Source organism: Methanomassiliicoccus sp. (genome assembly GCA_033485155.1).
Lineage (GTDB): Archaea > Thermoplasmatota > Thermoplasmata > Methanomassiliicoccales > Methanomassiliicoccaceae > UBA6.
The window spans coordinates 32,138-55,664 of the sequence record JAWQJJ010000011.1 but is presented as its reverse complement, the minus strand read 5'-3'; the positions used below and the strand labels follow the sequence as shown (position 1 = coordinate 55,664).

Annotated in this window: 21 protein-coding genes and 1 tRNA gene; 14 read left to right on the top strand and 8 right to left on the bottom strand. The window is 56.9% G+C overall.

Going from position 1 to position 23,527, the window contains the following annotated elements; all coding sequences use genetic code 11:
* Window positions 1–1,068 (top strand): nickel-dependent hydrogenase large subunit, encoded by a 1,068-nt coding sequence (locus SA339_13460; GenBank protein MDW5564216.1) that lies wholly within the window; start codon window positions 1–3, stop codon window positions 1,066–1,068.
* 10 nt (window positions 1,069–1,078) lie between these two features.
* Window positions 1,079–1,423, top strand: a complete 345-nt coding sequence (locus tag SA339_13455; protein MDW5564215.1) for a 4Fe-4S binding protein — start codon at window positions 1,079–1,081, stop codon at window positions 1,421–1,423.
* 296 nt (window positions 1,424–1,719) lie between these two features.
* Here the strand turns inward: SA339_13455 and SA339_13450 are convergent, their stop codons facing one another.
* Window positions 1,720–2,073 carry a DUF3795 domain-containing protein gene (locus SA339_13450; GenBank protein MDW5564214.1) on the bottom strand — a complete coding sequence of 118 codons (354 nt, stop codon included), beginning with the start codon at window positions 2,071–2,073 and terminating at the stop codon, window positions 1,720–1,722.
* Between the two features lie 375 nt (window positions 2,074–2,448).
* Window positions 2,449–5,076: a PAS domain S-box protein gene (locus SA339_13445; GenBank protein MDW5564213.1), complete on the bottom strand. Its 2,628-nt coding sequence runs from the start codon at window positions 5,074–5,076 to the stop codon at window positions 2,449–2,451.
* 628 nt (window positions 5,077–5,704) lie between these two features.
* Between SA339_13445 and SA339_13440 the strand changes: the two genes are divergently transcribed.
* Window positions 5,705–7,660, top strand: coding sequence for a NosD domain-containing protein (locus SA339_13440; GenBank protein MDW5564212.1), 1,956 nt, complete (start codon window positions 5,705–5,707; stop codon window positions 7,658–7,660).
* 808 nt (window positions 7,661–8,468) lie between these two features.
* On the opposite strand, the gene SA339_13435 is transcribed toward SA339_13440, so the two are convergent.
* Window positions 8,469–9,263: an ABC transporter permease gene (locus SA339_13435; GenBank protein ID MDW5564211.1), complete on the bottom strand. Its 795-nt coding sequence runs from the start codon at window positions 9,261–9,263 to the stop codon at window positions 8,469–8,471.
* A complete protein-coding gene (locus SA339_13430) occupies window positions 9,263–10,234 on the bottom strand; it encodes an ABC transporter ATP-binding protein (GenBank protein MDW5564210.1) in 972 nt (323 codons plus the stop codon). The genes SA339_13435 and SA339_13430 overlap by 1 nt, the downstream gene beginning before the upstream one ends.
* Before the next feature lie 91 nt (window positions 10,235–10,325).
* On the opposite strand from SA339_13430, the gene SA339_13425 reads away from it, so the two are divergent.
* The 3 genes from SA339_13425 to SA339_13415 all read left to right on the top strand — a co-directional run bounded on the left by SA339_13425 (window position 10,326) and on the right by SA339_13415 (window position 12,502).
* Entirely contained in the window at window positions 10,326–11,036 is a 711-nt protein-coding gene (locus SA339_13425; protein ID MDW5564209.1) for a TetR/AcrR family transcriptional regulator C-terminal domain-containing protein, read from the top strand.
* 227 nt (window positions 11,037–11,263) lie between these two features.
* Window positions 11,264–11,665: a hypothetical protein gene (locus tag SA339_13420; protein ID MDW5564208.1), complete on the top strand. Its 402-nt coding sequence runs from the start codon at window positions 11,264–11,266 to the stop codon at window positions 11,663–11,665.
* Window positions 11,666–11,692: 27 nt separating this feature from the next.
* A complete protein-coding gene (locus SA339_13415; GenBank protein MDW5564207.1) occupies window positions 11,693–12,502 on the top strand; it encodes a site-specific integrase in 810 nt (269 codons plus the stop codon).
* On the opposite strand, the gene SA339_13410 is transcribed toward SA339_13415, so the two are convergent.
* Window positions 12,484–12,556 (bottom strand) — tRNA-Ala (locus SA339_13410). The genes SA339_13415 and SA339_13410 overlap by 19 nt on opposite strands.
* Before the next feature lie 528 nt (window positions 12,557–13,084).
* On the opposite strand from SA339_13410, the gene SA339_13405 reads away from it, so the two are divergent.
* The 3 genes from SA339_13405 to SA339_13395 all read left to right on the top strand — a co-directional run bounded on the left by SA339_13405 (window position 13,085) and on the right by SA339_13395 (window position 15,179).
* Window positions 13,085–14,269 (top strand): DUF362 domain-containing protein, encoded by a 1,185-nt coding sequence (locus tag SA339_13405; GenBank protein MDW5564206.1) that lies wholly within the window; start codon window positions 13,085–13,087, stop codon window positions 14,267–14,269.
* Between the two features lie 33 nt (window positions 14,270–14,302).
* On the top strand, window positions 14,303–14,620 hold the full coding sequence (locus tag SA339_13400; GenBank protein MDW5564205.1) for a protease inhibitor I42 family protein: 318 nt from the start codon (window positions 14,303–14,305) through the stop codon (window positions 14,618–14,620).
* A 103-nt stretch (window positions 14,621–14,723) separates the two neighbouring features.
* Window positions 14,724–15,179, top strand: a complete 456-nt coding sequence (locus SA339_13395) for a hypothetical protein (GenBank protein MDW5564204.1) — start codon at window positions 14,724–14,726, stop codon at window positions 15,177–15,179.
* A 31-nt stretch (window positions 15,180–15,210) separates the two neighbouring features.
* Here the strand turns inward: SA339_13395 and SA339_13390 are convergent, their stop codons facing one another.
* Window positions 15,211–15,708, bottom strand: a complete 498-nt coding sequence (locus SA339_13390) for a flavodoxin domain-containing protein (protein ID MDW5564203.1) — start codon at window positions 15,706–15,708, stop codon at window positions 15,211–15,213.
* Window positions 15,709–15,856: 148 nt separating this feature from the next.
* Here SA339_13390 and SA339_13385 point away from each other — a divergent pair, with 148 nt between their 5' ends.
* Entirely contained in the window at window positions 15,857–16,699 is an 843-nt protein-coding gene (locus tag SA339_13385) for an MBL fold metallo-hydrolase (GenBank protein MDW5564202.1), read from the top strand.
* A 1-nt stretch (window position 16,700) separates the two neighbouring features.
* Here the strand turns inward: SA339_13385 and purB are convergent, their stop codons facing one another.
* Window positions 16,701–18,062, bottom strand: a complete 1,362-nt coding sequence (gene purB, locus SA339_13380; GenBank protein ID MDW5564201.1) for an adenylosuccinate lyase — start codon at window positions 18,060–18,062, stop codon at window positions 16,701–16,703.
* Window positions 18,063–18,119: 57 nt separating this feature from the next.
* Entirely contained in the window at window positions 18,120–19,100 is a 981-nt protein-coding gene (locus SA339_13375) for a winged helix-turn-helix transcriptional regulator (GenBank protein ID MDW5564200.1), read from the bottom strand.
* Between the two features lie 425 nt (window positions 19,101–19,525).
* Here SA339_13375 and gvpD point away from each other — a divergent pair, with 425 nt between their 5' ends.
* The 4 genes from gvpD to SA339_13355 all read left to right on the top strand — a co-directional run bounded on the left by gvpD (window position 19,526) and on the right by SA339_13355 (window position 23,336).
* Window positions 19,526–21,139, top strand: coding sequence for a gas vesicle protein GvpD P-loop domain-containing protein (gene gvpD, locus SA339_13370; GenBank protein MDW5564199.1), 1,614 nt, complete (start codon window positions 19,526–19,528; stop codon window positions 21,137–21,139).
* A gap of 271 nt (window positions 21,140–21,410) precedes the next feature.
* Window positions 21,411–21,776: a winged helix-turn-helix domain-containing protein gene (locus tag SA339_13365; protein MDW5564198.1), complete on the top strand. Its 366-nt coding sequence runs from the start codon at window positions 21,411–21,413 to the stop codon at window positions 21,774–21,776.
* Between the two features lie 148 nt (window positions 21,777–21,924).
* Window positions 21,925–22,353: a winged helix-turn-helix domain-containing protein gene (locus SA339_13360; protein ID MDW5564197.1), complete on the top strand. Its 429-nt coding sequence runs from the start codon at window positions 21,925–21,927 to the stop codon at window positions 22,351–22,353.
* Between the two features lie 113 nt (window positions 22,354–22,466).
* Complete coding sequence (locus SA339_13355) at window positions 22,467–23,336, top strand: phosphoserine phosphatase (protein ID MDW5564196.1); 870 nt, start codon at window positions 22,467–22,469, stop codon at window positions 23,334–23,336.
* Window positions 23,337–23,527 lie beyond the last annotated feature (191 nt).

Sequence of the window (23,527 nt, the reverse complement as noted above, 5' to 3'; positions counted from 1 at the left end):
ATGTCCCGTTCATCGATCATACCGTTCGGACCACAGCACCCAGTGTTCCTGGAACCGCTCAACCTCCAGCTGGAGCTTAATGAGGAGCGGGTGATCGGAGCGGCCATCAACTTCGGCTATACCCACCGGGGCATGGAGAAGGCTATGGCCGCCGACTTCCGGCGGACCATCTACCTCAGCGAGCGTATCTGCGGCATCTGCTCGTTCTTCCACACCTCCGCCTACTGCCAGGGGATGGAGGACATCTACAAGGTGGCAGCGCCGGAGCGCGCCCGGTACATCCGTGTGGTGATGATGGAGTGCCAGCGGCTGACCTCGCATCTCCTCGCTCTCGGCCACACCGCCGAAGCCATCGGCTATGAGAGCTTGTTCATGCAATGCTTCCGGGAGAGGGAACACATCATGAGGTTGGTGAACCAGATCTCCGGGAACCGCGTCCATTACAGCATGAACACCATTGGGGGGGTGCGCCGGGACATCGTGCCGGAGCAGCAGAAGCAAATCCTGGTAACATTAGACGGACTGGAGGAGCGCTTCGCCGAGCTGTCCAGGGTCTTCGAGAAAGACAGCACCGTCCGGCGCCGGATGGTGGGCAAGGGGGTGCTCAGCACGGAGAGGGCCAGGAGCTACGGCGTGGTCGGTCCGGTGGCCCGGGCGAGCGGACTTCGCCAGGATCTGCGAGAGAACTACTACGACGGCCTCGGGTTCAAACCGGTGGTGAGGGAGGAGGGCGACTCCTTCGCCCGCACCATGGTCCGGGTCGAGGAGGTCTGGCAATCCATCGACCTGATACGCGAGGCGCTGCGGAGGATGTCGGACGGTCCGTTGGTTGCCATTGCCAAAGGAAACCCTTCAGGCGAGTCGTTCACCCGCCTGGAAGCGCCCCGGGGGGAGATGCTTTACTACATCAGGGCTGCGGGAAGGGTGGAGCTGGAGAGGATCAAGGTAAAGACCCCCACCTTCATGAACGCGGCAGCCCTGGCGGCTATGGTGCCGGGGAGCGAGTTCTCGGACGTGCCGATCATAACGGTCTCGGTCGACCCGTGCATCTGTTGCACGGAGAGGTGATCCCGTGACCATGCTATCCACGGTCATCAGGAACCTGCTGGCCGGACCGGACACCACCCCCTATCCGAACGCTCCGGCAGACATTCCGCCAACGAACCGCGGGAGGGTGGACTGGGACATGACCAAGTGCTCCCTGTGCGGCCTATGCGGGAAGCGCTGCCCCACTCTTGCGGTGACGGTCGACCGTACGGCTGGAACGATCGAACTGCAGGTGTTCCGCTGCATTGTGTGCGGAGTATGCGCCGACGTCTGCCCGAAGAGTGCTATCTCGGTGCTCCCAGAGTACTCGCGGCCAGGGTACGTGAAGGAGGTGAGGCAGTACCAGAAGGAGGCCGACCGCCCGACGGAGCCCTAGCAATGGGGTTGCCGGAACCGTCCTTCACTTTGTCTTGAGCGATCTGTTGGTTCGCTATCTCCAGGGGCAGAGGGGACGATGACTGACAGGAAGGCATCGATCCTCGCCAATCTCGTGCCTCCAGCATCAGCGGTCTGGCAACATCATCTCGATGGTTTCTCCACCCTTGATAAATGGGGATACGACTATCAAGTTCCCGAATCTGGGTCGATGCCTCGAGCTTCATGAGCTCGCAAGGATGGGTTGGGATTGCTCCACCGGCCTACCGACTTTGGCAGGGGAATGATCCGTCATTCTCACGACTTACCCGTCTTCAGACCTTTGCTTATCTTCTCTAAGTTCTTCGCTGCAACAGGATCTGTTGATAGGTACTCCTTCAGTTTGCCGCATGGATACTCTTCGCATTCGGCACAGGTGCCGACCCCTTTCTCCATGGCACAGGGCCGTATCAAGCAGAGTATTCGGCAGAAGCCAGAGATCAAAGTGGACTTGCATCCATTGCACTCGATATCTTCCGGCGAATGCTCAGCCCTCCCGTCGGCCCAATTCTTGACCAGCCGTTCCTTCCATTCTCGGTCACCCGCTCTTGTCGCTTTATATGCCTCGCACTCTCGGCAATTCAGGCCGCAATATGCCGTCGAGTCGAACATTTTCTCACACCGCCATCTATCGTCCGAGATAGAAGATGGCGTGAGGAAGATTAATCTAACGACATATGATGGCTGGAGTGGCGTGGGTGGAATTCATAGTGAGTCTACCCCGGCTTCAAGGTTAATAATAGGGACGAAGCTGGCCAAGATCTTGAGAATGCGACCAACCTTGCGGATGAAGGGAGACGCTTACGAATAATAACCCCGCATTCATTATGCCAATATCGGTCGAGAACACGGCATGGCGAGCATGTCCTCGACGTAGCTAACAGATGCTTCTGAGTCTAATGTGTGGGAGCCAATTCTCCTCCAAGCCTGTGATGATCTCCAGATCTGGTCAAGAGATCGATACTCCCTTTTTAAGAGGAGCCCATACTAGCATACATGCTGTTTGAAGGTTGAAGAAATCTCACCCCATTTCCCCGATTCGCCGTCGGTATGCCGCCAGCCTCCTCGGGGCACTAGAATCTCGAACCTCGCTCCCTTCCCCTGCGTTCCGTTCTCCGTTATCATTATGCCAGTGATAGATAGAATCTCCCGCGAGAGGAAGAGCCCCAGGCCCGTATGTTTCCCGAACCCTTTCGTGAACATCTTCTTTTGATCATCGGGACAGATTCCCTCGCCATCGTCCTCGTAGATGATGCTGAGATCCCCCTCCTTGTTTTCAATGAATATGCGGATGGCGGCCATCTTCTTACCGCCGTATCTGAGGGAATTGTCAATGAGGTTCGTGAAAACCTTTCCAACCAGTGGGTCGGCGAATATCTCTACATCGGGGCAGCGCACATCCAGGATGACGTCATTCATCGGTAGGGAATCCGCAGCATTCATGGCTAGCCTGGCCACGTTTTGCCAAATGGGGGATCTCACCCCAAGCTCCTCATAGTCCTTCGTGAAGTCAATCTGGCGAGAGATCGAGTCGGAGATCTTCATCTCCTTGGCGATTATTTCCTTCAGTCTTTCAACGTCCCTGAGCTTGCTCATACTGATCTGTATGTATCCGTCCAAAGCCGTTAGTTGGTTTTTAATGTCATGCCTTGTGATTCCGGAGAGAAGGTTCAATTTCTGGTTAGCTATCCTCGAGGCAGCTTCTGCGCGTCGAAGCTCGGTGACGTCAAAGAAGACGCCGATGATCCCCTCGACCTCCCCCTGGTCGTCGAAGTACGGCGCCTTTCTGAAGATCACTTCGTGAAGTGTACCGTCCGCATACCTCACTTTCGACTCGTACTCCTGGTTCTTCTTTTCGCGGAATACTTGCTCATCGGCCTCGAAGTAAATGTCAGCCTGCTCCCTGGCGAACACCTCATGTACGGTATGGCCAATGATCTTCCCTTTCGGGATGCCCAGGAACGCTTCGAAAGCCGCGTTGCACTCCTTGTACTGTCTAGAACGATCCTTGAAGAACATGGGCGCGTTGGCGAGATCCAACATTGAGTGGTAGAACTTAAGATTCCTTTCTATAAGGTTCCTGGCTTTCTTCTCCTCGGTGATGTCCGTGAGGAGGATCATTACTGCAGGGCGCCCCTCCCATTCGATGGGCACCTGGTTGTTATTCAACCAGTGCGTCCCTCCCTTATTGTCCAGCATACGGATGCCGAAAGGTTCGCTAAAAGCCTCACCCCGCATCCGCCTCTGAATGCGCTCTGAGGCAATTCGGCGGTCGTCCGGGTGTACATGCAGCAGTACGGATTTGGAGAGCAGTTCGTTCTCATCCTTCGCCCCTATGATCTCCACAAGCTTCGGATTCGCCATCTTGAAGACTCCGTCCTGCATTACCATGATCATCTCGCTGGCACTATCCACGAGCTGGCGATACTTGATTTCGCTGCTCCTTCGCGCCTCCTCAGCATTCTTGCGTTCGGTGATGTCCATCATGGAGGAGAGTACGGCATCCTCTCCATTTATGGAGATTAAATCGGCATAGTAAAGTGTACTGATTATCTGGCCATCCAACCTACGGAACCTCACCTCTCGATCTCTGACTGATCCCTTATCGATCACCTCCCGTAGGATTTTCTTCCTATCCTCCAGATCATACCAGGCATTGAGTTCGAAGGTCGTGAGGCCGAGTGCGTTATCACGACGGTTAGCAAACATAGCCAACGTCGCGTCGTTCACATCGGTTATTAAACCATCCCTGAGCCGAGTGATGACCATCGGCGCTGCTGAGCCATGGAAGACCTTGGAGAACTTCTCCTCGCTGATCCTCTGCGTCTCCTCGGCCGCCATCCGCTTTGTGACATCCTGAATGACGCCGAACATTGTCTGAGCCCCGTGTCCGGATTCTCGGTCAAGAACGGAGAAGACATCGACATGACGTACCTGTCCATCAAGTCTGGTGATACGGAAATGGTTCTCAAGCGTTTTTATTTCCGGATTGCTCTGGGCCATGTCCAGGTGCGTTTGAAGCTTATGTCGGTCATCTGGATGAACAAAAGTGCTGAGAAATCGCTCGAAAGTGATGTTATGGCCATTCTCCCTTTGGGCATCGGTCCCTATAATCGCCCAGGCTGCATCGTCAACTGTCAATACACGTAGGCCAGTATCGAGTGACCAAGTAGCAATCCGTGTAAGGTCCATGGCCGCCTGGAGGTGGTTGTTCAACCTGATGATTGCCTCCTCACCCCTGCGGCGATTGACAGCCTCCTTGACCTTCTGCTCAAGTTCCCTGAACTGAACCTGGGGGTCTCCTCCCTTCTGGATGTAGAAATCAGCGCCTTCGTTAAGCGCTTCGATAACAACTTCCTCACGTCCCTTCCCAGTAAACAGGATGAACGGGATTCGGATCCCTTGAGCTCGCAACCGTTTCAAGAACTCGATGCCGTTGGTCTCAGGCATCTGGTAGTCAGATATTATAATGTCGTATTTGGCCGATGATAGGCGTTCCTCAGCCATTCCAACAGAGATGGCGATATCGACCTGCAGTTCCTCGGACAACTCGAGAAAAGACTTGCTTTGATCCAAGAGATTTTTCTCATCGTCGATGTGGAGAACCCGAATCATGGAGCTTCAATACGCGCTGCACAACACATTCTTTTAAAATATATTTCCAGTACGATATCCATCTTGATAAACAAGCGGCCTATTATCCCTGACAACCAGCCGGTAATAAGAACGGGCGATGCGATGGATTTAGCATTTATGCCAACCCTCTCATTCAAGCCAGCTCATTAAATAGACTCTAGACCCAACTAAACAAAGAATTATTTTTGACGATATAATATATTTAACATCGACGATGAAATAGCTATTGGCTGGGGGCAGATCAAAACCCTGATGGCTCTCCCTAACGATATTTTCGCCTTACTTGATTAAATGTGCAGGATGAATATGCGAACAAGTCGATAGCATGTTCCCAGACCTTAAAACTCGTCCGGGCCGATCGCCACCGATCACTACCGACAATGGAACTCATTATCGTGTAAAAAAATCAATGCAGACCGAACGATCGATAACGAATAGCATTCATCACTATCAATATTGGTATCTTTCCAATTATCTATTTAGGTAACCATTATTTATTTTCCCATTATAATTATTGGAGGATGCCTAGCTGAACACCATTGCTAAGAGACCATTATTTTTAGTTTTAATAACTTCATTATTCATCGCGAACATAGCCTCATCCGGTATGATCACGAACGTGCAGGGCGACCCGACATACACGTCGCATGCGATCATCCGCGTTGATGACGACCTCCAACTGGCGTCAGTAGCGACCTCAGGTGAGGGCTCGGAATCGAACCCCTTCATCATTCAAGGATACGACATCGACGCTGCCGGAGCGGGCAACGCCATCTACATCGGGAACACGACCGCCCACCTCATTATCCGCAACTGCTTCGTGCACGGGGCATGGTATAACGGCGACGATTACTGGATTGGGGCAGGGATCACATTATTCAATGTCGGCAACTGCACCGTTGTCGGCAACACCTGCAGCTCGAACCAGAACGGCATTTTCCTAGGTTCCTCGAGCCACAATGCCATTAAGAACAACACATGCAACAATCCATCCAAAAACATACGCATGGACTCCTCGAGCCACAATGTCTTCGAGAACAACACCTGCATCAATTCCGAATCTGGCTTTTTCATGGTTCACTCAAGCAACAACTCAGTTAAGAACAACACCTGTGACAACGCCATCTATGGCGTCTACATGTACGCCTCGAACAACAATACATTCTTGAACAACAATTGCAGCGGCAATATCTATGGTATTTACTTGGATTCCTCGAGCGACAACGTCATCGAGAACAACACCTGCTCTTCGAACGCTAACATAGGCATACGTCTGATCTCCTCAGACCACATTGTCATCGAGAACAACAACTGTAGCAACAATGGCAATATCGGTATCAACCTGCAGACATCGAGCAACTGTTCGGTCAAGAACAATACCTGTGGCAGCAACAGCTGGGGCATATTCGTCTATTCTTCGAACGACAATCTCGTCGAGGGCAACGCCATTAGATCGAACTCACAGAATGGCATTTACATGGCGTCCAGCTCTGACAACCGCATTTATGGTAACATATTAGTAGCAAACAACGGTGCATCCACGACGTACAATTGGGGGCAGGTGCAGGCGTACGATGATGGCAACAACATCTGGAACGGCATCGGCCGAGGCAATTATTGGAGCGACCTGCAGGCGCCGGACGCGAACCATGACGGCATCGCGGAAACTCCATACGCTGTGGCCGGCGGTTCGAGCGAAGATAACTATCCGATGATATTCCCCAGCCTGAGCTTGATCATCACCTCGCCGGCGGACGGCACTACCGTGCATACCTCGACCGTTCTGGTCACTGGCACGACGGGCACGATGAACATGCTGGAGGTTAACGGATACCTCGTCAACCAGAAGGGCGACGGCTCGTTCGCGGTGACGGTTTCGCTGCTCGAAGGCAGCAACGTCATTACCGCGACCGCCTGGTCGGTGCTGGGACGCATCAGCGTTTCCGTGGAGGTCGTTTATGTCAACGACGCATCCACGCAGATCGACGAGCTCAATGAAAAGCTCAATGAGACGAGGGACCAGATTCTCGCCATCATTCAAAGCACCGACTCGAACGTCACGATGACGAACGATCAGCTCACTGCTGTGATCGAATACCTGCTGCAGGTCAAGGATCAGGCGGACGACACGGCCGATGAGCTGGCGATCACTCAGCAACTGCTCTCGCTGACGAGGGAATGGATAGGAAACGTCAATGAGCAGCTGTCCGACTGCTACGCGGCGCAGAACCTCACCACCGACAACGTCACCGTTCTACTGGAGCAGATGACCTCGATGCAGAACGCGCTAACGAGCCTGAGCGATTCACTCAACTCCACCGACTCGGCCGCTGGCTTGACGAACGATCAGGTGACGCAGCTCAGGAGCGAGCTAAACGCTACGATGGCGGACCTGGCGACGGCTAAGACCAACCTCACGAACGTCCAGAGTAGCCTGGGGGCGACCAGGGACGATGTCAGCACGCTCAAGGACGACTCGATGCCGCTCATCGTAGGCGTTCTCGGCATGCTGCTGGCGATGGTGGCGATCGTCCTGGTGGTCGTTAGAACAAGGAAAAAGTGAGCGACCAAACTCCTTCCATCCTATCTTTTTCGATCGAACGAGCTTCGCCGGATTTCTCTTGGATGTTTTCGTACCGTTGCCGCTTATGTGCTTGTAATAATGATCGCCATTCTCATCGATCGTCAAGCCAGTAGAAAGAAAATGAACGAACCAGGATTTCTGTTCACGAAACTAGCTGGTTCGACACCGTTATGAACCAAGTTCGGTTCACCTCTCCCGATCGAGAGCTCTTGAAGAAATCCTCGGGGATTTGGAAATGTTATGTTCCAGATGCTCTGCATCTAATTCGAACGAAGCTGCATGCTGCTACTTCTGCAGGTGCTTCGTTGAAACGCTAGCAGATTGGTCTCACATCGATGACACACAGATCGATCCGCCTCTACAACTTAAAAAGCAATAATCTCCCTGATGCCGAGCGACGAAGGGGAAGCCCCGGGGAATCATACCTGAGCTCACTCGTGATTCTAAGGGATTACACAAACCTCGGCGAAGATGTGGGAGGTGGGCTTCCCCTTGAGATGAATCACTCGATGGAGGAATATATCAATTTCGCTGTGAATTCACCATATCCAGATTGACCAATTCGCAATGTAATTATGAAGAGTAACTTCCGACGCGCAGGCTGCTTTAATGATGAAAGGCGGGAGCAAGGGGGCGAAAGAGGGGAATCATGTGCCTTCCGCAGTGAACTATCAAGTTCGATACGGGTCATCCGACTAGTCCGAAACAATAGATCGGCGATCAACACAAGTCTCCCAGGAGCATGGCCCAATAAAAAGTGGCGGGGTAATGACCCCAATTTTACATTTTAGCGATTGCGCTCACTCCGTGCGAAGAGTTGCGTCCCGATGATGAAGAGCGCAATGGAGACAACCACCGAGATCACTAGATCGACCAAGGGATCATACAGTACTACCAGGCTATACGTCGGTGTGCCCCAGTAGTATGCGCCTCTCATGAGGTCCACGACATACGTGGCAGGCATCAGGTGGACCAGCACTTCGAGGGCTCCCGTCGAGCTTCCTATGGGAATGAATGCCCCCGACAAGAAGAGCTGTGGGAACATGGCCATCATGACCGCCATGCCTGCGGTCTTGGGGCTGGTGCTGAAGATGCCGCTCACCAGGACGCCGAAGGCACTGCCCATCAGGAATACCACGGGAATGACGAGCAGGATAAGCCCCAGCCCTCCCAGGCTGATCTGAACTCCCATGGCGAGACCGATGAGGATCGTGGCTGCGACCGCCACGAGGCAGTTCACGCTGCTACCGATCATCTTCCCGATGATTATCGAATATCGCGACACCGGAGACACGAATATCTCCTGGGTAAACCCAGTCTCCCGTTCTTCCACAAGCGATGTCACGAAGTTCGCGGTGAACAGGATGGCCATGCCTGCGATCATGCCCAGAAGGGCGAACTGAAGGTAATCGTACGGAAGCTCAGCGCCCAAGTTCTGTCCGATGACGCTTCCGAATAGGCCGAAGAACACCAGGGGGAAGAAGATGCTCGAACCGACATTCATCTTCCAGTCCCGGAAGAAGCGCACAATGTCCCGTCCGCAGATGGATGTTATAGTGTTGAACTCTCTGCTCATGGACATCAGCACACCTCCCCCTTGTCGTTTCCATTATTGACAAGATCAACATAAGCTTCCTCCAATGATGGAATATGGAGGTGCATGACTGTAAGCGGGACCTTGATCTTGGACAATATCGCCTGGGGGGTGTTTTCCGTGAACATGATCCTCAGGCAGCCGTCATCGGTGTTCTCTGTGACAAAAGAAGCGAGATCGGCCTTGAGAGCGGTCCGGTCCTCAGCGTCGACGAGGATGTACTTGTCCATCATCAGATCCTTCATCTCATCAGGGGTCCCGTTGAACAGGATCTTTCCGTGGTTGACGATGCAAACCCGATCCGCACCTTCCGCTTCCTCGATGTAGTGGGTCGTCAGGAAGATAGTCATGCCCTCATCCTTGTGGACCTTCCTCAGGTAGGTCCACAGTGACCGCCGGCTGACAGCATCCAGGCCCTGGGTCGGCTCGTCAAGGAATAGCACCTTGGGCTTGTGCATGAGGCTGCGGATGATCTCCAGCTTCCGCTTCATTCCGCCGGAGAAGGTCTTCACCTGGAGGAACATCTCCTGATCCATCCCAAGGACCTTTGCCAGCTCAGTGATCTTGTCCTTGTACTCCTGGGGCATCATGGTGAAGGTCGGCCTGTAACCGTAGACTCCGTAGAGGCTCACGTGGAGGCGGATGTTCTCTTCGGCTGTCAGGTTGGCGTCCAGGCTCGGGTTCTGAAAGACGATGCCGATGCTCTGACGGATCTCCTTCTGCTGTTTGTCCATGTCGTAGCCGCCGATTCTCACCACACCGCTTGTCTTCGCCAGCGTGGTCGTTAGGATCGATATAGTTGTCGTCTTTCCTGCGCCGTTCGGCCCCAGGAAAGCGAAGAACTCGCCGGGATATACATCAAAGCTGATCTCGTCCACCGCTTTCTTTTCAGAATCGCGGTACCGTTTCACCAACTTCTCTACGTGGACAACTGGTTGATGCCCTTTTTGAGTAATCATTGTTTCACCTAACATAGTTAGACAAATCTAACGATGTTAGAGAACTCTAACAATGTTCTATTTTATATAGCTTTCCACTTATTCACTTTCGATGAGGGAGAGACAAAAAACAAAGGGGCCCCGCATTAGTCCAGAGGCAGCGATCAGGGCAGCACTAGAGGTCTTGGACGAGGAGGGACTGGACAACGTGACCCTTCGAAAGATAGCTTCCAAGATTGGCATTCAGGCTCCAACATTATATTGGCACTTCAAGAACAAGTCCGATCTGATCGATGATATGGCCGAGGCCATCCTGAAGGACGGAGGAATGTACGATTTGCAGCCGCCTAAAGATAAGAATGCCTGGACAGAGTGGTTGACTCAGACTGCACACACTCTAAGGCGAGCTATGCTCTCCCACCGCGACGGGGGGCGCATCGTCGCCGGCGCGTCGTTCCGTTCGAAGGCCATGCAGAAGCTCAAGTTGACCAGCCTGCAAGTCCTCCACGGCGCTGGCTTTGATCATTTGCAGTCCAGCCTGGGGTCCGAGACCATCACCGATTATGTGTGGGGTTACGTCATCGAAGAACAAGCAAACCCTACTGTAACTTCGGGTCAGTCACCGGAACTATCGATGATGAGGGACACAACAGATAGTTCAGAGATGATGCTGATGGACCAGACCATGGACGAGTGGAGCAAGCATGCTCCGGAAGAGTTGTTCAATTGGGGGCTGCAAACAATCATATCGGGATTGAAGATGCGGCTGGAAAATGAGCGGATCAGGGATAGTTTAAATGAACGCCATTTAGTATCTCGCTGATGCCGGCAATACTGGTTTAGCCGCTACTTCAGAAATAGGATATTTTTGTCTGGTTTGTCGTAACAATGGACGTTGGATTTTCATTGCCTGGCATTACGAATGCGCATGAGAACTGGAGATTACATTGCCGGTCGGGCGTTACAGTACACTTAAGGCTGCTTCTTAGCAATAATATCCATGGCAACTTGCCTTAGCAATAGGCAAGATGCTATGCCGGAGAGAAAGAAATGTCTTCGATTGCAAGTAAATGGGCACCCTTCGGGAGATCGAAAAAGATGCTGGCCGTTCTTTTGGTACTGGGTTTCATCATGGGGTTCTTGTTGACTCCCTTGGGATTCGAGACCCGTATGAATGAGATGCGGACTCCAGCGTTCATTATATTCTTCATTATTGTGGGATTGGTTATGCCCATTGTTAGCCTGGTCTTGCTGTTCATTAGGCCGAGATTTGCCGCCGTTCTGACAGTGACCAATGCTGTACTGCTTTTCCTCACGGTACCAGCCGATCAGGCGTTATTCTTCTTTACTAGCTCTCCTCCGTTGGCTGTTTCGGTCGGAGAGTATATCCTCATCTTCGTGGGAATTGGATATATGCTGTTGGGGCCGAGAGTGTATGCCGCGACCCTTTAGGTCAAGACAAAATGGGCCAGGGAAGAGGTGGACTATATCCGCAACGAGGTCTACGCCCGACAGAAGAACGGAGTCAAGAGGCGACACCTGGCCGTGCTGAACACCTACTTGAAGTGGCATGGCAACACGGTGATCAGAGACATGAAGATCAAGTGGCCTCAGGACGAGAAGCTGCCGCCCGAGCATCTGTCGCCGTCACAAGCGCTGAGCATCTTGGACGCGGCTCAGGGCCTGGAGCGCCTGGTCATCCACCTGGAGCTGAACCTCGGTCTCCGCCGAGTGGAGGTCCTGCGCCTCAAGCCGGGAAGCTTCAAGGTCGCCTACCTGTCGGTCCAGGGCAAGGGCCGGGGCGGGGGGAAGTGGCGGATGGTCCCCTACCGCCCCGACACCTTGGCGGAGCTGAAGGCCTACCAGCAGCTCCGAGAGGAGGAGATCGCCCGAGCGCGGGAGAAGAACCCCGCGGTCAAGGTGCCCGACGCTCTGCTCATCTACGAACGGGGCGGGAGGCTGCACGCATACCAGAAGACCGCCCTGGACAAGCTGGTGAAGGGGGTAGCTGCGCGGACGGGCATACCATTCAGCAACCACACCCTGCGCCGGACCTACGGCCGCACGCTGTGGGAGGCCAACAAGCGCTTCCCCGGTATGTGCCCGATCGAGACCATCGCCGAGCTCATGGGGCACCGCGACGTCCGGACCACCGTCCTGTACCTGGGAATCAACCTCGCAGACATGGCCGACGCCATGGGCACCCTGGCGCGGTATCAAGAGCTAGTAAGAAATCAAAACCTCTTCTCGCAAAACATTATGATAGAAAGTGGACAGAGCGGGATTTGAACCCGCGGCCTCGACATTGCGAATGTCGCGATCTTCCAGCTGATCTATCTGCCCCTGTAGACCGAGGTAATGGAAGCTTGCATATAATCCTTTCCGAAGCATTCAGCTCTGGAGAAGGATTGAGAGAGCAATCAGAACGCCTTATAAAATTCCTCGACTCGGGCGGGAAGGTGATAACGTCTCTTCCGGTTATGAAGAGACAATCCCGTTACTTCCACTGATCATGTAGGCATTCTCCACGGCCGGTTCCCTTCCAGAATGCCGATGGTTCCGGACCATCTCAAGAAGAATCGACCTGAGGCGATTCAGTGGACATGATGATGAAGGGGATGGATCTAGCGATCATTGCCATGCTGATGGGGCACGAGGACCGGAACCAGCCATCTAAGACTACATCGGTGTAAGCCGAAGGAGGCCCAGGACGGCCTCGGACCACAGGTTTGGAAACATCCTTGAGCTCTGAACGAATTTCCTCGAACTTCCTTCAGGAGAGCGGTCTGAGGCGTGGCCGCATCACGACCGCTATAAAATAAGAATATTCCATCGGACAGCCCTAAATACGGCGTTCATTTAATGTGGAGCGTGCCATCGCCCAAGGTCTCCCTGGTCCGCTGCCAGAGCTATGCTCAAGAGAACGTCGATACGGCGGTGCGAAAATGCCTCGATAACCTAGGGGGGATCGAGCGCTTCATCAAGCCGAGCGATCGCGTTCTTCTCAAGCCCAACCTGCTCATCGACGCCGCCCCGGAGGAGTGCGTCACCACCCGCCCCGCGGTCATGCTGGCCGTGGGACGGATGGTCCGGGACCGAGGCTGCCAGGTAACCATTGCCGATTCGCCCGGTTCCTTCCTTCCCTACACCCAGGAAACGCTGGAACGCGTTTACCGCAAGACCGGTATGCTGGCAGTGGCTGAGGAGCTGGGGGTAGACCTCAACTACGGTACCGGCCATCGCGACGCCGAGGTCAACGGCGGAAGAGCCCTCCGCAATGTCAAGCTCATCGACCCGGTGGCCGAGGCCGACGCGATCATCGTCCTCTCCAAGCTCAAGACCCACCTGGCCACCGGCCTCACCGGCGGAGCGAAGAACATCTACGGCGTGGTGCCGGGCCTGGAGAAGAAGGCCCTCCATGCCCGCTTCCGCACCCCGGCCCGGTTCGCCGAGGTGCTGGTGGACATCAACGAGCTCGTCAAGCCCAAGCTTCAGATCATGGATGCGGTGATGGCCATGGAGGGCGACGGCCCGACCTCCGGCCGGCCGAAGGCGATGAACGCCATCCTTGCCGCCGACAGCCCGTACGCCATCGACGCCGTGGCCGCCCGCCTCATGCGCCTGGACCCCATGCGAGTGACGACCGTTCACGCCGCATCCGACCGTGCGCTGATCGACGTCAACGAGGTCGAGGTCGTCGGCGAGCCGATCGATTCGATCGCTTCGAGCGATTTTGCCCTGCCCTGCACTTTCGCTTCTGCTGAGTCCAGCTCGTTCATCAAAAGGACGGCGTCCTCGGCCGTCTCCCGCCTGGGCCTCGACCGCGCCCGTCCGGTGATCGCCCCCGACGTATGCAGAGGCTGCGGAGCGTGCGCCAAAAGCTGCCCGGCGGAGGCCATCCAGATCATCGAACGGAAAGCGCGCATAGACCGCCGGAAGTGCATCGAGTGCTATTGCTGCCACGAGATGTGCAAGGCCAAGGCCATCCGGCTGGAGAAGGGGTCGTTGGGGCGCGTCCTGGACCGCGCGGTGACCAGGGGCACTGGCGGAGGATGAGCGACCGAGCCGGATCGGCGACCGTATGCCAATATATCGCCGGAAGGCGTTCGGTCTCCAGGTGAGCACACGAGAGAACGAATAGAGGCCGCGGCGGGGAAGGAACTTGCCATCTCCCTTAACGCCAACCCGTCGACCGGCTATTCCTGGGAAGCGTCCTTCGACGATCGCTTCATCTCTCTGGTCCGCCAGGACTATCGCCGTGCTTCCCGCCTGATCGGAGGAGGGGGCACATCCACATTCACCTTCCTCGCCCTGGTGCAAGGAAGGACGGTCATCACCATGCGGTACCGCAGGCCGTGGGAGCCGGAGGCCGTCAAGGTGGCGGAGTACGAGATCGAGATCGCGTGATCTCGCTTTACGGCCGAGGTCGATGCAAGCCGTTCCCGCGATCCCGAGCCACTTCGGTCGCGGGGGCCAGGTTATTTATGAGGGCGGCTCAGACCACATCATCATGTTCTTCATGGATGGTAACGAGGACCGGGGCGATGGCGAGGAGGTCCCGCGCTCCAAGTCGTCGCACGTCGAGGTGGTCCATCGTGCCCTCTTCTTTCGAGAGGAGGCTCTCATGAAGGACCATCCGGGAGCGAGAGCGCATCACGAGTTCCAGGACGACGAGCCGCGGGCCATCCTGTGGCTGGTGGGCGCCGACGGCGCGGTGCTGAGCAAGGAGTTCCTCGAGACGGCCTTCTCCGCCGACAGGGAGGGGAGGGACGACGAGTACATCGAGGCCGCCAGGCGCTACGGCAGCATCGCCATCCACTATCCCGGAGCGTACGTGCCAAAGGAGCACGTCATCCGGCGCATGTCCGACCTCTGGGTCAAGATCAGGGACCGGGAGGTGCAGGAGAGGGCATCCATCACCGGCTTCCTGTACGGGAGCGACGGACGGCCGGTAATGACGATATGAGCGCCGACCGGCGGATCGTTGCACTGATACCTTAATCGGACCGGCCCGAGCCAACGGTCGCCAGGAACTCGCGTACGAACTCCCGCGCCCGGTCCAGGCTTCCCGGGGCCAGCGGCCCCTTCAGGCCGGTGACCTCGATGCGCAGGACCGTGGGGTAGGTCGTCAGCCCCCTCTCCTCGGCCAGGGCCTTGAGCCGAGGGGCAGCGCCGTTCTCCGTCCACTTGATCATGCGGGCCCGATGCCTCTCGTTCTCCGGCAGATGCAGGACGGTGTCGAAGAGCACAACCGGCCTTGACGCCCAATGCGCTTTGCTCAATCGCTTCACATACCGCTTGGATCGCCCGGTCATGCGTCCGTTCCTGGTCGGCGATCCTACGAAGGCGAAGTCCGCCTCGGCCCTGCGGGGGACCCACCGGCCCAGATCGACCACCTCGACCTCGTGCCCCTCCTTGGTCAGCTCCTCGGCGATGACCTCGCCGATCCTCATGGTGTTCCCGAACACGCTGTCGACCGCGACGATTCCCTTCATCGTATCCCTCGTGCGCGCCCCATAGGGGGAGCGGAGCTTCGAACAACGACCTGCGCTAAGTACCTGACGATGCTTTTCTTCCCCGCTTTCCGCTCCCCCCGCCCCGCCGGTAAAAAGATAAACCGCACTTCGCATTTGTCGGTCCGTTATGCCATCCATAAGATCCATCAAGCTGCCGTTCAAAGTGCCGGTGTCGCCGACCGTGGCGCTGGACCGGTTCGTCAACGTCTTCATCATCGAGGGCGAGGAACTCGCTCTGGTCGACGCCGGGGTCAAGGGCTCGGAGAAAGCCATCTTCCAGCAGGTCAGGGCCATGGGCCGGCGGCCCAACGAGATCGCTCAGCTGATCCTCACCCACTCGCACCCGGACCACATCGGAGCGGCCGCCGAGGTCGTTGCCGCCACCGGGTGCCAGGTCGTCGCCCACCGCGCTGAGCGGACCTGGATCGAGGACCCCGCGGTGCAGAAGGCCGAGCGGCCGGTCCCGGGGTTCGACGCCCTGGTCTCCGGCCCGGTCCGCGTCGATCGCACGGTCGCCGACGGCGACGACGTCGGCATCGCCGGGTTCGCGATGAAGGCCGTCCACACTCCGGGACATTCGCCCGGCTCCATCACCCTGTGGTCGCCGGCGGAACGGGTGGCGGTGACCGGAGACGCGGTGCCGGTGCCCGGGGATGTGCCGATCTACGACGATGCGTTCGAAACCCTAGGCTCGCTGCGCCGCCTTCGCTCGCTGGGCATGGAGGTCATGCTGTCGGCGTGGGCCGATCCCCTCGAGGGCTACGAGGTCAACAAGCGGCTGGACGACGCCGCCCAGCTGGTGCAGACCGTCCACCGCTCGGTGGTGCGCAACTCCGCGACCATGGAGATGACACCTGCCCTGATGGAGGCGGTCGTCCGGGACATCGGGCTGCCCAGGGAGCAGATCAACCCGATGCTCGCCCGGACGGTGATGTCGCACCTCCGGTACAAGTTCAACGTGTCCCGCTGATCTAGATGATCTTGCGGCCCAGCTCGGCCTCGGCGCGGGCGACGGTGCGGTCGACCATCTCCGGGGCCTTGCCCACGTAGTTGTCAGGATTCATGACCGCGTCCAGCTCCTTGGGCGACAGGTGCTTGGTCACCGTCTTGTTGGCCCTCAGAGCCTCCTTCAGTCCTTTGCCGTCCTCCTCGGCCTTCAGGCTGACCTTCCTGACCAGCTCATGCGCCTCCTGCCTCCCCAGACCCTTGGCGGCTAGAGCGAGAAGCACGGCCTCGGCCATGATGAAGCCGTTGGCCGCCTCGATGTTGCGGCGCATGTTTTTCTCGTTGACCGAGAGGTGGCCGAACACATCGTTCATCTTCCCCAGGATGTCGTCGGTGAGCACCGCCACGTGGGGCAGGATGAACCTCTCGGCAGAGGAGTTGGACAGGTCGCGCTCATGCCAAAGCACCATGCACTCCATCTGCGGGTTCACGTACGAGCGGACCACGCGGGCGAGGCCGGAGATGTTCTCCGAGAGCATGGGGTTCTTCTTCTGGGCCATGGTCGAGGAGCCGACCTGCTTCTTGGCGTCGAAGGCCTCGGCAACCTCCCCGATCTCCGAGCGCTGGAGGTTGCGCACCTCCGTGGCATACCTCTCGCAGGAGGTGGCGATGAGGCTGAGCACGAAGACCAGCTCGGCGTAGCGGTCCCGGTTCACCAGCTGGGTGGCCGCCTCCTCCGCCCCCAGGCCCAGGTCCTTCATGACCAGTTCCTGGATCTTAAAGAACCCGTCCCCGAACCCGGCGCCGGTGCCGATGGCTCCGGACATCTTGCCCACGCACACCCGGGGCCGCATCTCCCGCACCCGCTCGCGATGGCGCAGCAGCTCGGAGATGTATCCCGCGACCTTGAACCCGAAGGTCGTGGGTATGGCGAACTGCCCGTGGGTGCGGCCCATCATGACCGTCCGGCGGTGCTTGAAGGCGAGGGCGGAAATTGTGATGATCAGAGTATCCAGGTCCCTCTCGATTATGGCCAGGGTGTCCTTGAACTCCAGCGCCGCGGCGGTGTCCACGATGTCGTTGGAGGTCGCCCCCAGATGCACGTACCGGCCGGCGTCCCCGCACTGCTCGGAGATGGCGTTGACCATGGACATGACGTCGTGCTTGGTCTCCGCCTCGATGGCCTTGACCCTCTCCAGCTTGACATACTCAGGGGTGCATTTGGCCGAGATGATCTCGGCCGCGTCCTGGGGTATGTCGCCCATCTGGGCGTGGGCGCGGGCCAGGGCCGCCTCCACCAGTAACTGGGTTCGGAGACGGTTCTCCTCGGAGAACACCGCCTTCATTTCCTTCCGGCCATATCGGTAATCGAGGGGACAGATGAGCATGATAGCCCCATGGATAAAAGCCGGGCGATTTAAAAGTATTCCGTGAGCGCTCTGGCGCTACAGGTCGCGAGGACCGCTCCCTGGGTGGCGCGCGGCCTCTCGGTCAGGGAGCGCTCCCTCTCCGCGGCTTATGACGTCCACCCATGTATCGAACGCTCGGAAGGCGGTGATGACGTCCGGGCGGACCTGCACGATTTCGTCCTGGCGCAGCAAGGATGCGGTCAGGCCGGTGAGCGCGGACAGGGTCGGGGCCGAGCCTTCGATGAGCACTAGCTCAGGGACGTCCTGGAAGAGGAAGGCCTCGCCGAGAACGGTGCTCCCGTCGCCGGCCAGCCTCCGCAGGCAGTCGTCCCGGCAGGTGCAGGTGCCGAACTCCACCAGGAGGCTGAAGGGTATGTCGCCCTCCCTGGCCAGGCGGAGATCGGTCTCGAACTCCAGGATTCCCCGCTCGGTCATCTCCTCCAGCCGCCGCTTCACCGCCTTCGCGGAGATGCCCGTCTCCTTCGATATGGCCGCGATGCTCTTCCGGCCGTCGGAGTAAAGGGACCTTATGATGCGCAGGTCCATGCCCCTCAGCTCAATGGGGGCGCCATCATGCGGCAGGTCCTCCTCGAACCCGCTTCGTAGGCTCACCTCCCGGCGGACGATGAGGCTGCGAGCGTCCGTGAGCCCGACGCGTTCCCTTAAGAAGGTCATCAGCCCATTGACCTCCTCCGGCCGGCGCACGTAGGCCAGACAGCATATTCGGCCGTACATGCCGAGGCTGAGGGACCGGATCGAGCCGTGGTCCCCCAGGCCGTCGATGATCTCCGGGGTCAGCTTCCCCTGTGCCGGACCGTGGATCATCACTGTGGTGCAGCCCAGCGCCCGCAGGCTTAACCTGCCCCTTATCCGGCCCAGCCGCCCGGAGGTCATCAGCCCCTCGGCCCGCCTCTGCACGGTCGCCACCGACGTGCCCAGCCCGTCCGCTAGAGAACGATAGGTGCTGCGGGGCCTCCTCTCGATGAGATCTAGCAGCCTGCGGTCAAGCGCGTCCATACTTCCCTCCTGGAGTTATCATTCTTGCCCTATAGAATGTTTACTAGCGAAGGCCATCGGGCGGGCCCCTGCTATGGATCCGATGGAGCGTCAGAACGATCAAGATCGAGCGGGGGTGCTGTTGGAAGAGAACATGGCTCACGCAAGAGACCGTTCTAGAGTCGTCGAGAGCGGCTCTGGATCCCGCTCATCCGATGGGTTTCAGAAAAGGGCCGACATTTGCCATTCTTGCCTTCAATAAGGGAGGTGAGCGCCCGCCGTTGCTCACGCCGCCCGCTCCTGCCGTGGCTGCCCTCCCAGGACATCCGTTTCTCCTGGTGGAAAATATGATATAAGGCAGACGCTAGAAACGCGTAGTTGGAGCGGAAATCCTTTATACTGATATGGTTAATATTGACGCCAGCGTATAATGGAAGACTGAGAAGATGCCATTCTCCCTAAGCGCAGAGAAACAGCGGGGAAAGGTCCCCCAGGTATTGCTAGACTTCATGCGAGCACCGGGAGGGCATTCACTCATGCTCAAGGGCGACGCCGGCACGGGCAAGACCACTCTCGCCCTGCAGGTCATCGAGGAGCTTTCCGATGAGCAGCCTGATTATTACCTATCCACCCGCGTCTCCGACGAGGCGCTCTTTCGCCAGTTCCCCTGGGCCCGCGACCGGGCCAAGAGGGACAACATCCTGAAGGCCGGCAAGGCCTTCCTCAGGAGGAACAAGGAGACCGCCCCGGAGTCCTCCGCCGCCGAGCACCTGACCCTGTTGGCGGCCAAAGATCTTCTCAAGGTCCTCAACAAGCAGGAGGCGTCCCCTTCGGTCGTCCGCTCCGAGCTGCAGAGGCTCGAAGGCCAGGTAGAGGCCGGCGAGGTGGGAGGCGAGGGCGAGGAGGGCTTCACCGGCGAGATCACCCAGGATGAGATCACCCTCGACCTGGGGGTCATCCTGCCGGAGATGGAGGTCGCCTACGACCTGGCCGAGTCCAACCTGCCCCGGAAGACCCTGGTGGTCGTCGATTCCATTAACGCCCTTTCCGAGCGCTACGGCATCAGCGCGGAGAGGATCATTAACACTCTTCAGAAGGACCTGGTGGAGAACTCCGGGACCAATATCATCTATACTTTGGAGGAGTCGGGCAAGACCGGTCTCGACTACCTTGGCGACGGCGTTATCCAGATGCTCTCCGCCGACCACGACGGTCGGCGGGTGAGGCAGATGGTCATCGAGAAGCTGAGGGGTGTGGCGGTCGACCAGTGGAAGTACTACCTCACGCTCACCGGCGGCCGCATGTCCGTCTTCGAACCGACCTGGGTCAAGATACCGGAGCACATGCAGAAGCATGTGGCGGTCAAGGATCCCACCGCCCGTACGGTATCGTCTGGCAATTTCTACCTCGACCAGTACTTCGGCGGGTTCCCCCGCGGCTCCCTGATCCTGTGGGAGTTCGACCTGGACGTGCACCTCGACGTGGTCCGTTGCCTGGAGATGGGGATCATGAGCGACTTCCTGGAGAAGGGGAGGGGAGTGGTCTGGCTGCCGACCTACGCGACGGACTACTCCATCATCGACGAGCAGATGCGCATGCTGGTCGGTCCGGAACCCATGGCCAAGAGCTTCCGCATCCTGGACACCGAGGCCGCGCAGGAGCAGAGCTACCCGTTCATCACCGCCATCGAGGGCGAGGACGCCGGGCAGGACCTCCGCATGTCCCAGATCAAGTACATGCTGGGCGACTCCGCCGCACCCTACCTGAGCGTGCTGGGCTTCGACGCCATGGAGGGCGTCTACGGCACCAACGTGTTCAAGCAGACCCTGGCCCATATTGACGCCATGAGGCGGGCCGGGCACGTGGTGGTCGCCATTGCCTCGACGATGTCTCAATCCCTGCCCACCCTCCGCGAGCAGGCCAAGATGCACCTGAAGTTCGAGAACATGGCGGGGTGCGTGATGGCGGCAGGCATGAAGCCTCATTCCCCATACTACTACCTCGATTTCGCCGGGAGCGTGGACGCTCTTCCGGCCCCTCGGCTTATTCCCATGATCTGAGCCTCGTGCTCCGACCATTGGCCGAGGTTCGATAATTATAAGGTAACTTTTAAAATATATTATAATAATAATATCTATTAAGATATCAAAAATGGAACGCCCCGGATACAGAAAACCGGAAACGGAAGGACCGAAAATGATGTAAAAACGGCCGACATATGTCCGACAAATATATTTGCTGGCTATATATCGGTACATGAGCTAGAATAAAATATCAGCATTGATATTTTTATGGGAATATCTTTAATAACCCCCTCAAATTCTCGTTCCGATGGAAGGAAACGAGTTCCGCGATGAGGAACTATCGCGGCTCATATCCGACGAGTATGCCGGTAAGATCCTCAGTGCCACATACAAGCACCCAATGTCGGTACAGCAGGTCAGTCGAGAGTGCGTCATCCCCATAGCCGTGGCCTACAGGAGAATGGCCAAGATGGAGGAGTTCGGCTTGGTGAAGTGTGTCGGCTTCGAAGAGGTATACCGCGGAAAGAAGGTCTCCTACTACGAGTGCGCGGTCAACATGGCCAAGGTCACTTTCAACGCGGGGAAGTTCGACCTGGAGATCAATTTCCTGCCGGAGTCCGAGCTGTCTCATGTCGGCAATGCCCCGGTCATCGACGGGACCGAAGACGCCTGATGAACGCGATTATCGAAATAAACCGTTCCCCGGGCGTACTTCATAATCATTACGGATAAACAAGGATATAGCCCCTTGCAGGATCGACAATCGTTCTCTGGGCAAACCAACCCAACGACAATTTAATATAAAGTCGATATCCCCCTTGATGGGAGATGACGAGGGGATTGGCATAGATGTCCTCCGAGTTTCACAGTTGCTGACCGACGAGTATTCTATCAAGATCCTCGTGGCCACAGTGCGCCAGCCCAAATCGGCCCAGGATATCGCCGCCAAGTACGGCATACCTATCGCCGCGACCTACCGGCGCATCAAGGACCTCGAGGCTGCTGGCCTGCTCGTCTGCCAGGAAAGGCGGCTGTCCCAGCAAGGCAAGAGGGTATCCTATTACATCTCCATGCTCAAGAACGCCTACGTCTTCTTTGAGGACGGCAGCCTCAGGGTCAAGTTCCAGCTAAAGACCGGTGGTGCCGACCGCTTCGGCGATGACTGGCACGAAGTCCAGCTCGAGCCGGGAAAGCCCGACGGCAAGGGCGATCAGAGATTGTTCGACGGAAAGCCCGTGGAAAAAAAGTAACATCAGCCTGGCCTGGCATGTTAAAATCTCAGAAATAGCAAATATTATAAACAAGGGTCGGTATGCCCATTATTGCCAAGCAATTTTATTCGCTTGCTATTGAGTGTGAACGTATGACTGAACTCTTGGAGGAGCTCGAACAGAAGCGCCAACTCCATAACGTCGAGGCCGAGAGGCACAGGAAGGCCCGCGACGAATTGAATGAGAAGACCAGAGAGTGGGTTGAGAAGAGGGACACCCTGAACGGAAAGGTCAGGGAGCTTGTTGACCAGGCCGCCAAGCACCGCGAGGCCCGTGACCAACTGAACGTCAAGGTCCGGGAATCGAAGGAGCAGAGGGACAAATGGAACAAACTCGTCAACGAGCTGAACGAGAAGGTTACAAAGATCAAGAAGGACAACCTTCCGAAGAACGGTCCTCCGGTCTCCAAGCTGAAGAAGGAGCTCAAGACCCTTGAGTTCAAGCAGATGACCTCTGTCCTCTCCAAGGAGAAGGAGCAGGAGATCATCGAACAGATGGGGCAGCTGCAGGCCCAGATCAAGGAGCGCGAGAAGGCTTACGACCAGAACGAAGAGGTCAAGAACGCCATCAAGGAGCTCCGCGATGCCAAGGACCAGGCCGAATCCCACCACCGCTCCGTTTCCGAGTCCGCCGAGAAGGCCCAGGCCGAGCATGACGCGATGATCGGCCTTTACGAGCAGGCCGACGCCCTGAGGAAGGAAGCTGACTCCGCCCAGGAGTCCTTCATCGCCAACAAGGTCAACGCCGACGAAGAGCACAAGAAGCACATCGAGAACATCCGCCAGGTGCATGACTATGACAAGATCATCGCCGGCATGAGGCAGAAGGCCAGGAAGGCCAAGAAGAAGGACGACGAAGCCTCAGCCAAGGAAGAGGCGGAAAAGATCTTCGACAAGTTCAAGGCCGGCGAGAAGCTCAGCACTGAGGACCTGATGGCCCTGCAGAAGTCCGGCTATCTCTAAACCCCTTTTTATAAACCCCTTATATAACCATATTTTTGATTCCCTATATTATTCGAAACTGTTGACATAAGCTATATATAGCCTGGAGATAATATTAGGAACGGGAAGCGTTGGGCTAGTTTACAGAGTGCATCCCATCCCTTCTGACAGAGCTAGCCCTTCCCACTTCCTTTTTTTGCCTTCTCTTGGAA

Excerpts from the sequence above, each read along its gene's own strand:
- purB (MDW5564201.1), bottom strand. The coding sequence starts at position 18,062 with ATGCTCATCTGTCCCCTCGATTACCGATATGGCCGGAAGGAAATGAAG.
- SA339_13365 (MDW5564198.1), top strand. The coding sequence starts at position 21,411 with ATGGAAGGAAACGAGTTCCGCGATGAGGAACTATCGCGGCTCATATCC.
- SA339_13375 (MDW5564200.1), bottom strand. The coding sequence starts at position 19,100 with ATGGACGCGCTTGACCGCAGGCTGCTAGATCTCATCGAGAGGAGGCCC.
- gvpD (MDW5564199.1), top strand. The coding sequence starts at position 19,526 with ATGCCATTCTCCCTAAGCGCAGAGAAACAGCGGGGAAAGGTCCCCCAG.
- SA339_13435 (MDW5564211.1), bottom strand. The coding sequence starts at position 9,263 with ATGTCCATGAGCAGAGAGTTCAACACTATAACATCCATCTGCGGACGG.
- SA339_13440 (MDW5564212.1), top strand. The coding sequence starts at position 5,705 with ATGATCACGAACGTGCAGGGCGACCCGACATACACGTCGCATGCGATC.
- SA339_13420 (MDW5564208.1), top strand. The coding sequence starts at position 11,264 with ATGTCTTCGATTGCAAGTAAATGGGCACCCTTCGGGAGATCGAAAAAG.
- SA339_13445 (MDW5564213.1), bottom strand. The coding sequence starts at position 5,076 with ATGATTCGGGTTCTCCACATCGACGATGAGAAAAATCTCTTGGATCAA.
- SA339_13430 (MDW5564210.1), bottom strand. The coding sequence starts at position 10,234 with ATGATTACTCAAAAAGGGCATCAACCAGTTGTCCACGTAGAGAAGTTG.
- SA339_13460 (MDW5564216.1), top strand. The coding sequence starts at position 1 with ATGTCCCGTTCATCGATCATACCGTTCGGACCACAGCACCCAGTGTTC.
- SA339_13390 (MDW5564203.1), bottom strand. The coding sequence starts at position 15,708 with ATGAAGGGAATCGTCGCGGTCGACAGCGTGTTCGGGAACACCATGAGG.
- SA339_13355 (MDW5564196.1), top strand. The coding sequence starts at position 22,467 with ATGACTGAACTCTTGGAGGAGCTCGAACAGAAGCGCCAACTCCATAAC.
- SA339_13450 (MDW5564214.1), bottom strand. The coding sequence starts at position 2,073 with ATGTTCGACTCGACGGCATATTGCGGCCTGAATTGCCGAGAGTGCGAG.
- SA339_13385 (MDW5564202.1), top strand. The coding sequence starts at position 15,857 with ATGCCATCCATAAGATCCATCAAGCTGCCGTTCAAAGTGCCGGTGTCG.
- SA339_13395 (MDW5564204.1), top strand. The coding sequence starts at position 14,724 with ATGTTCTTCATGGATGGTAACGAGGACCGGGGCGATGGCGAGGAGGTC.
- SA339_13425 (MDW5564209.1), top strand. The coding sequence starts at position 10,326 with ATGAGGGAGAGACAAAAAACAAAGGGGCCCCGCATTAGTCCAGAGGCA.
- SA339_13360 (MDW5564197.1), top strand. The coding sequence starts at position 21,925 with ATGGGAGATGACGAGGGGATTGGCATAGATGTCCTCCGAGTTTCACAG.
- SA339_13455 (MDW5564215.1), top strand. The coding sequence starts at position 1,079 with ATGCTATCCACGGTCATCAGGAACCTGCTGGCCGGACCGGACACCACC.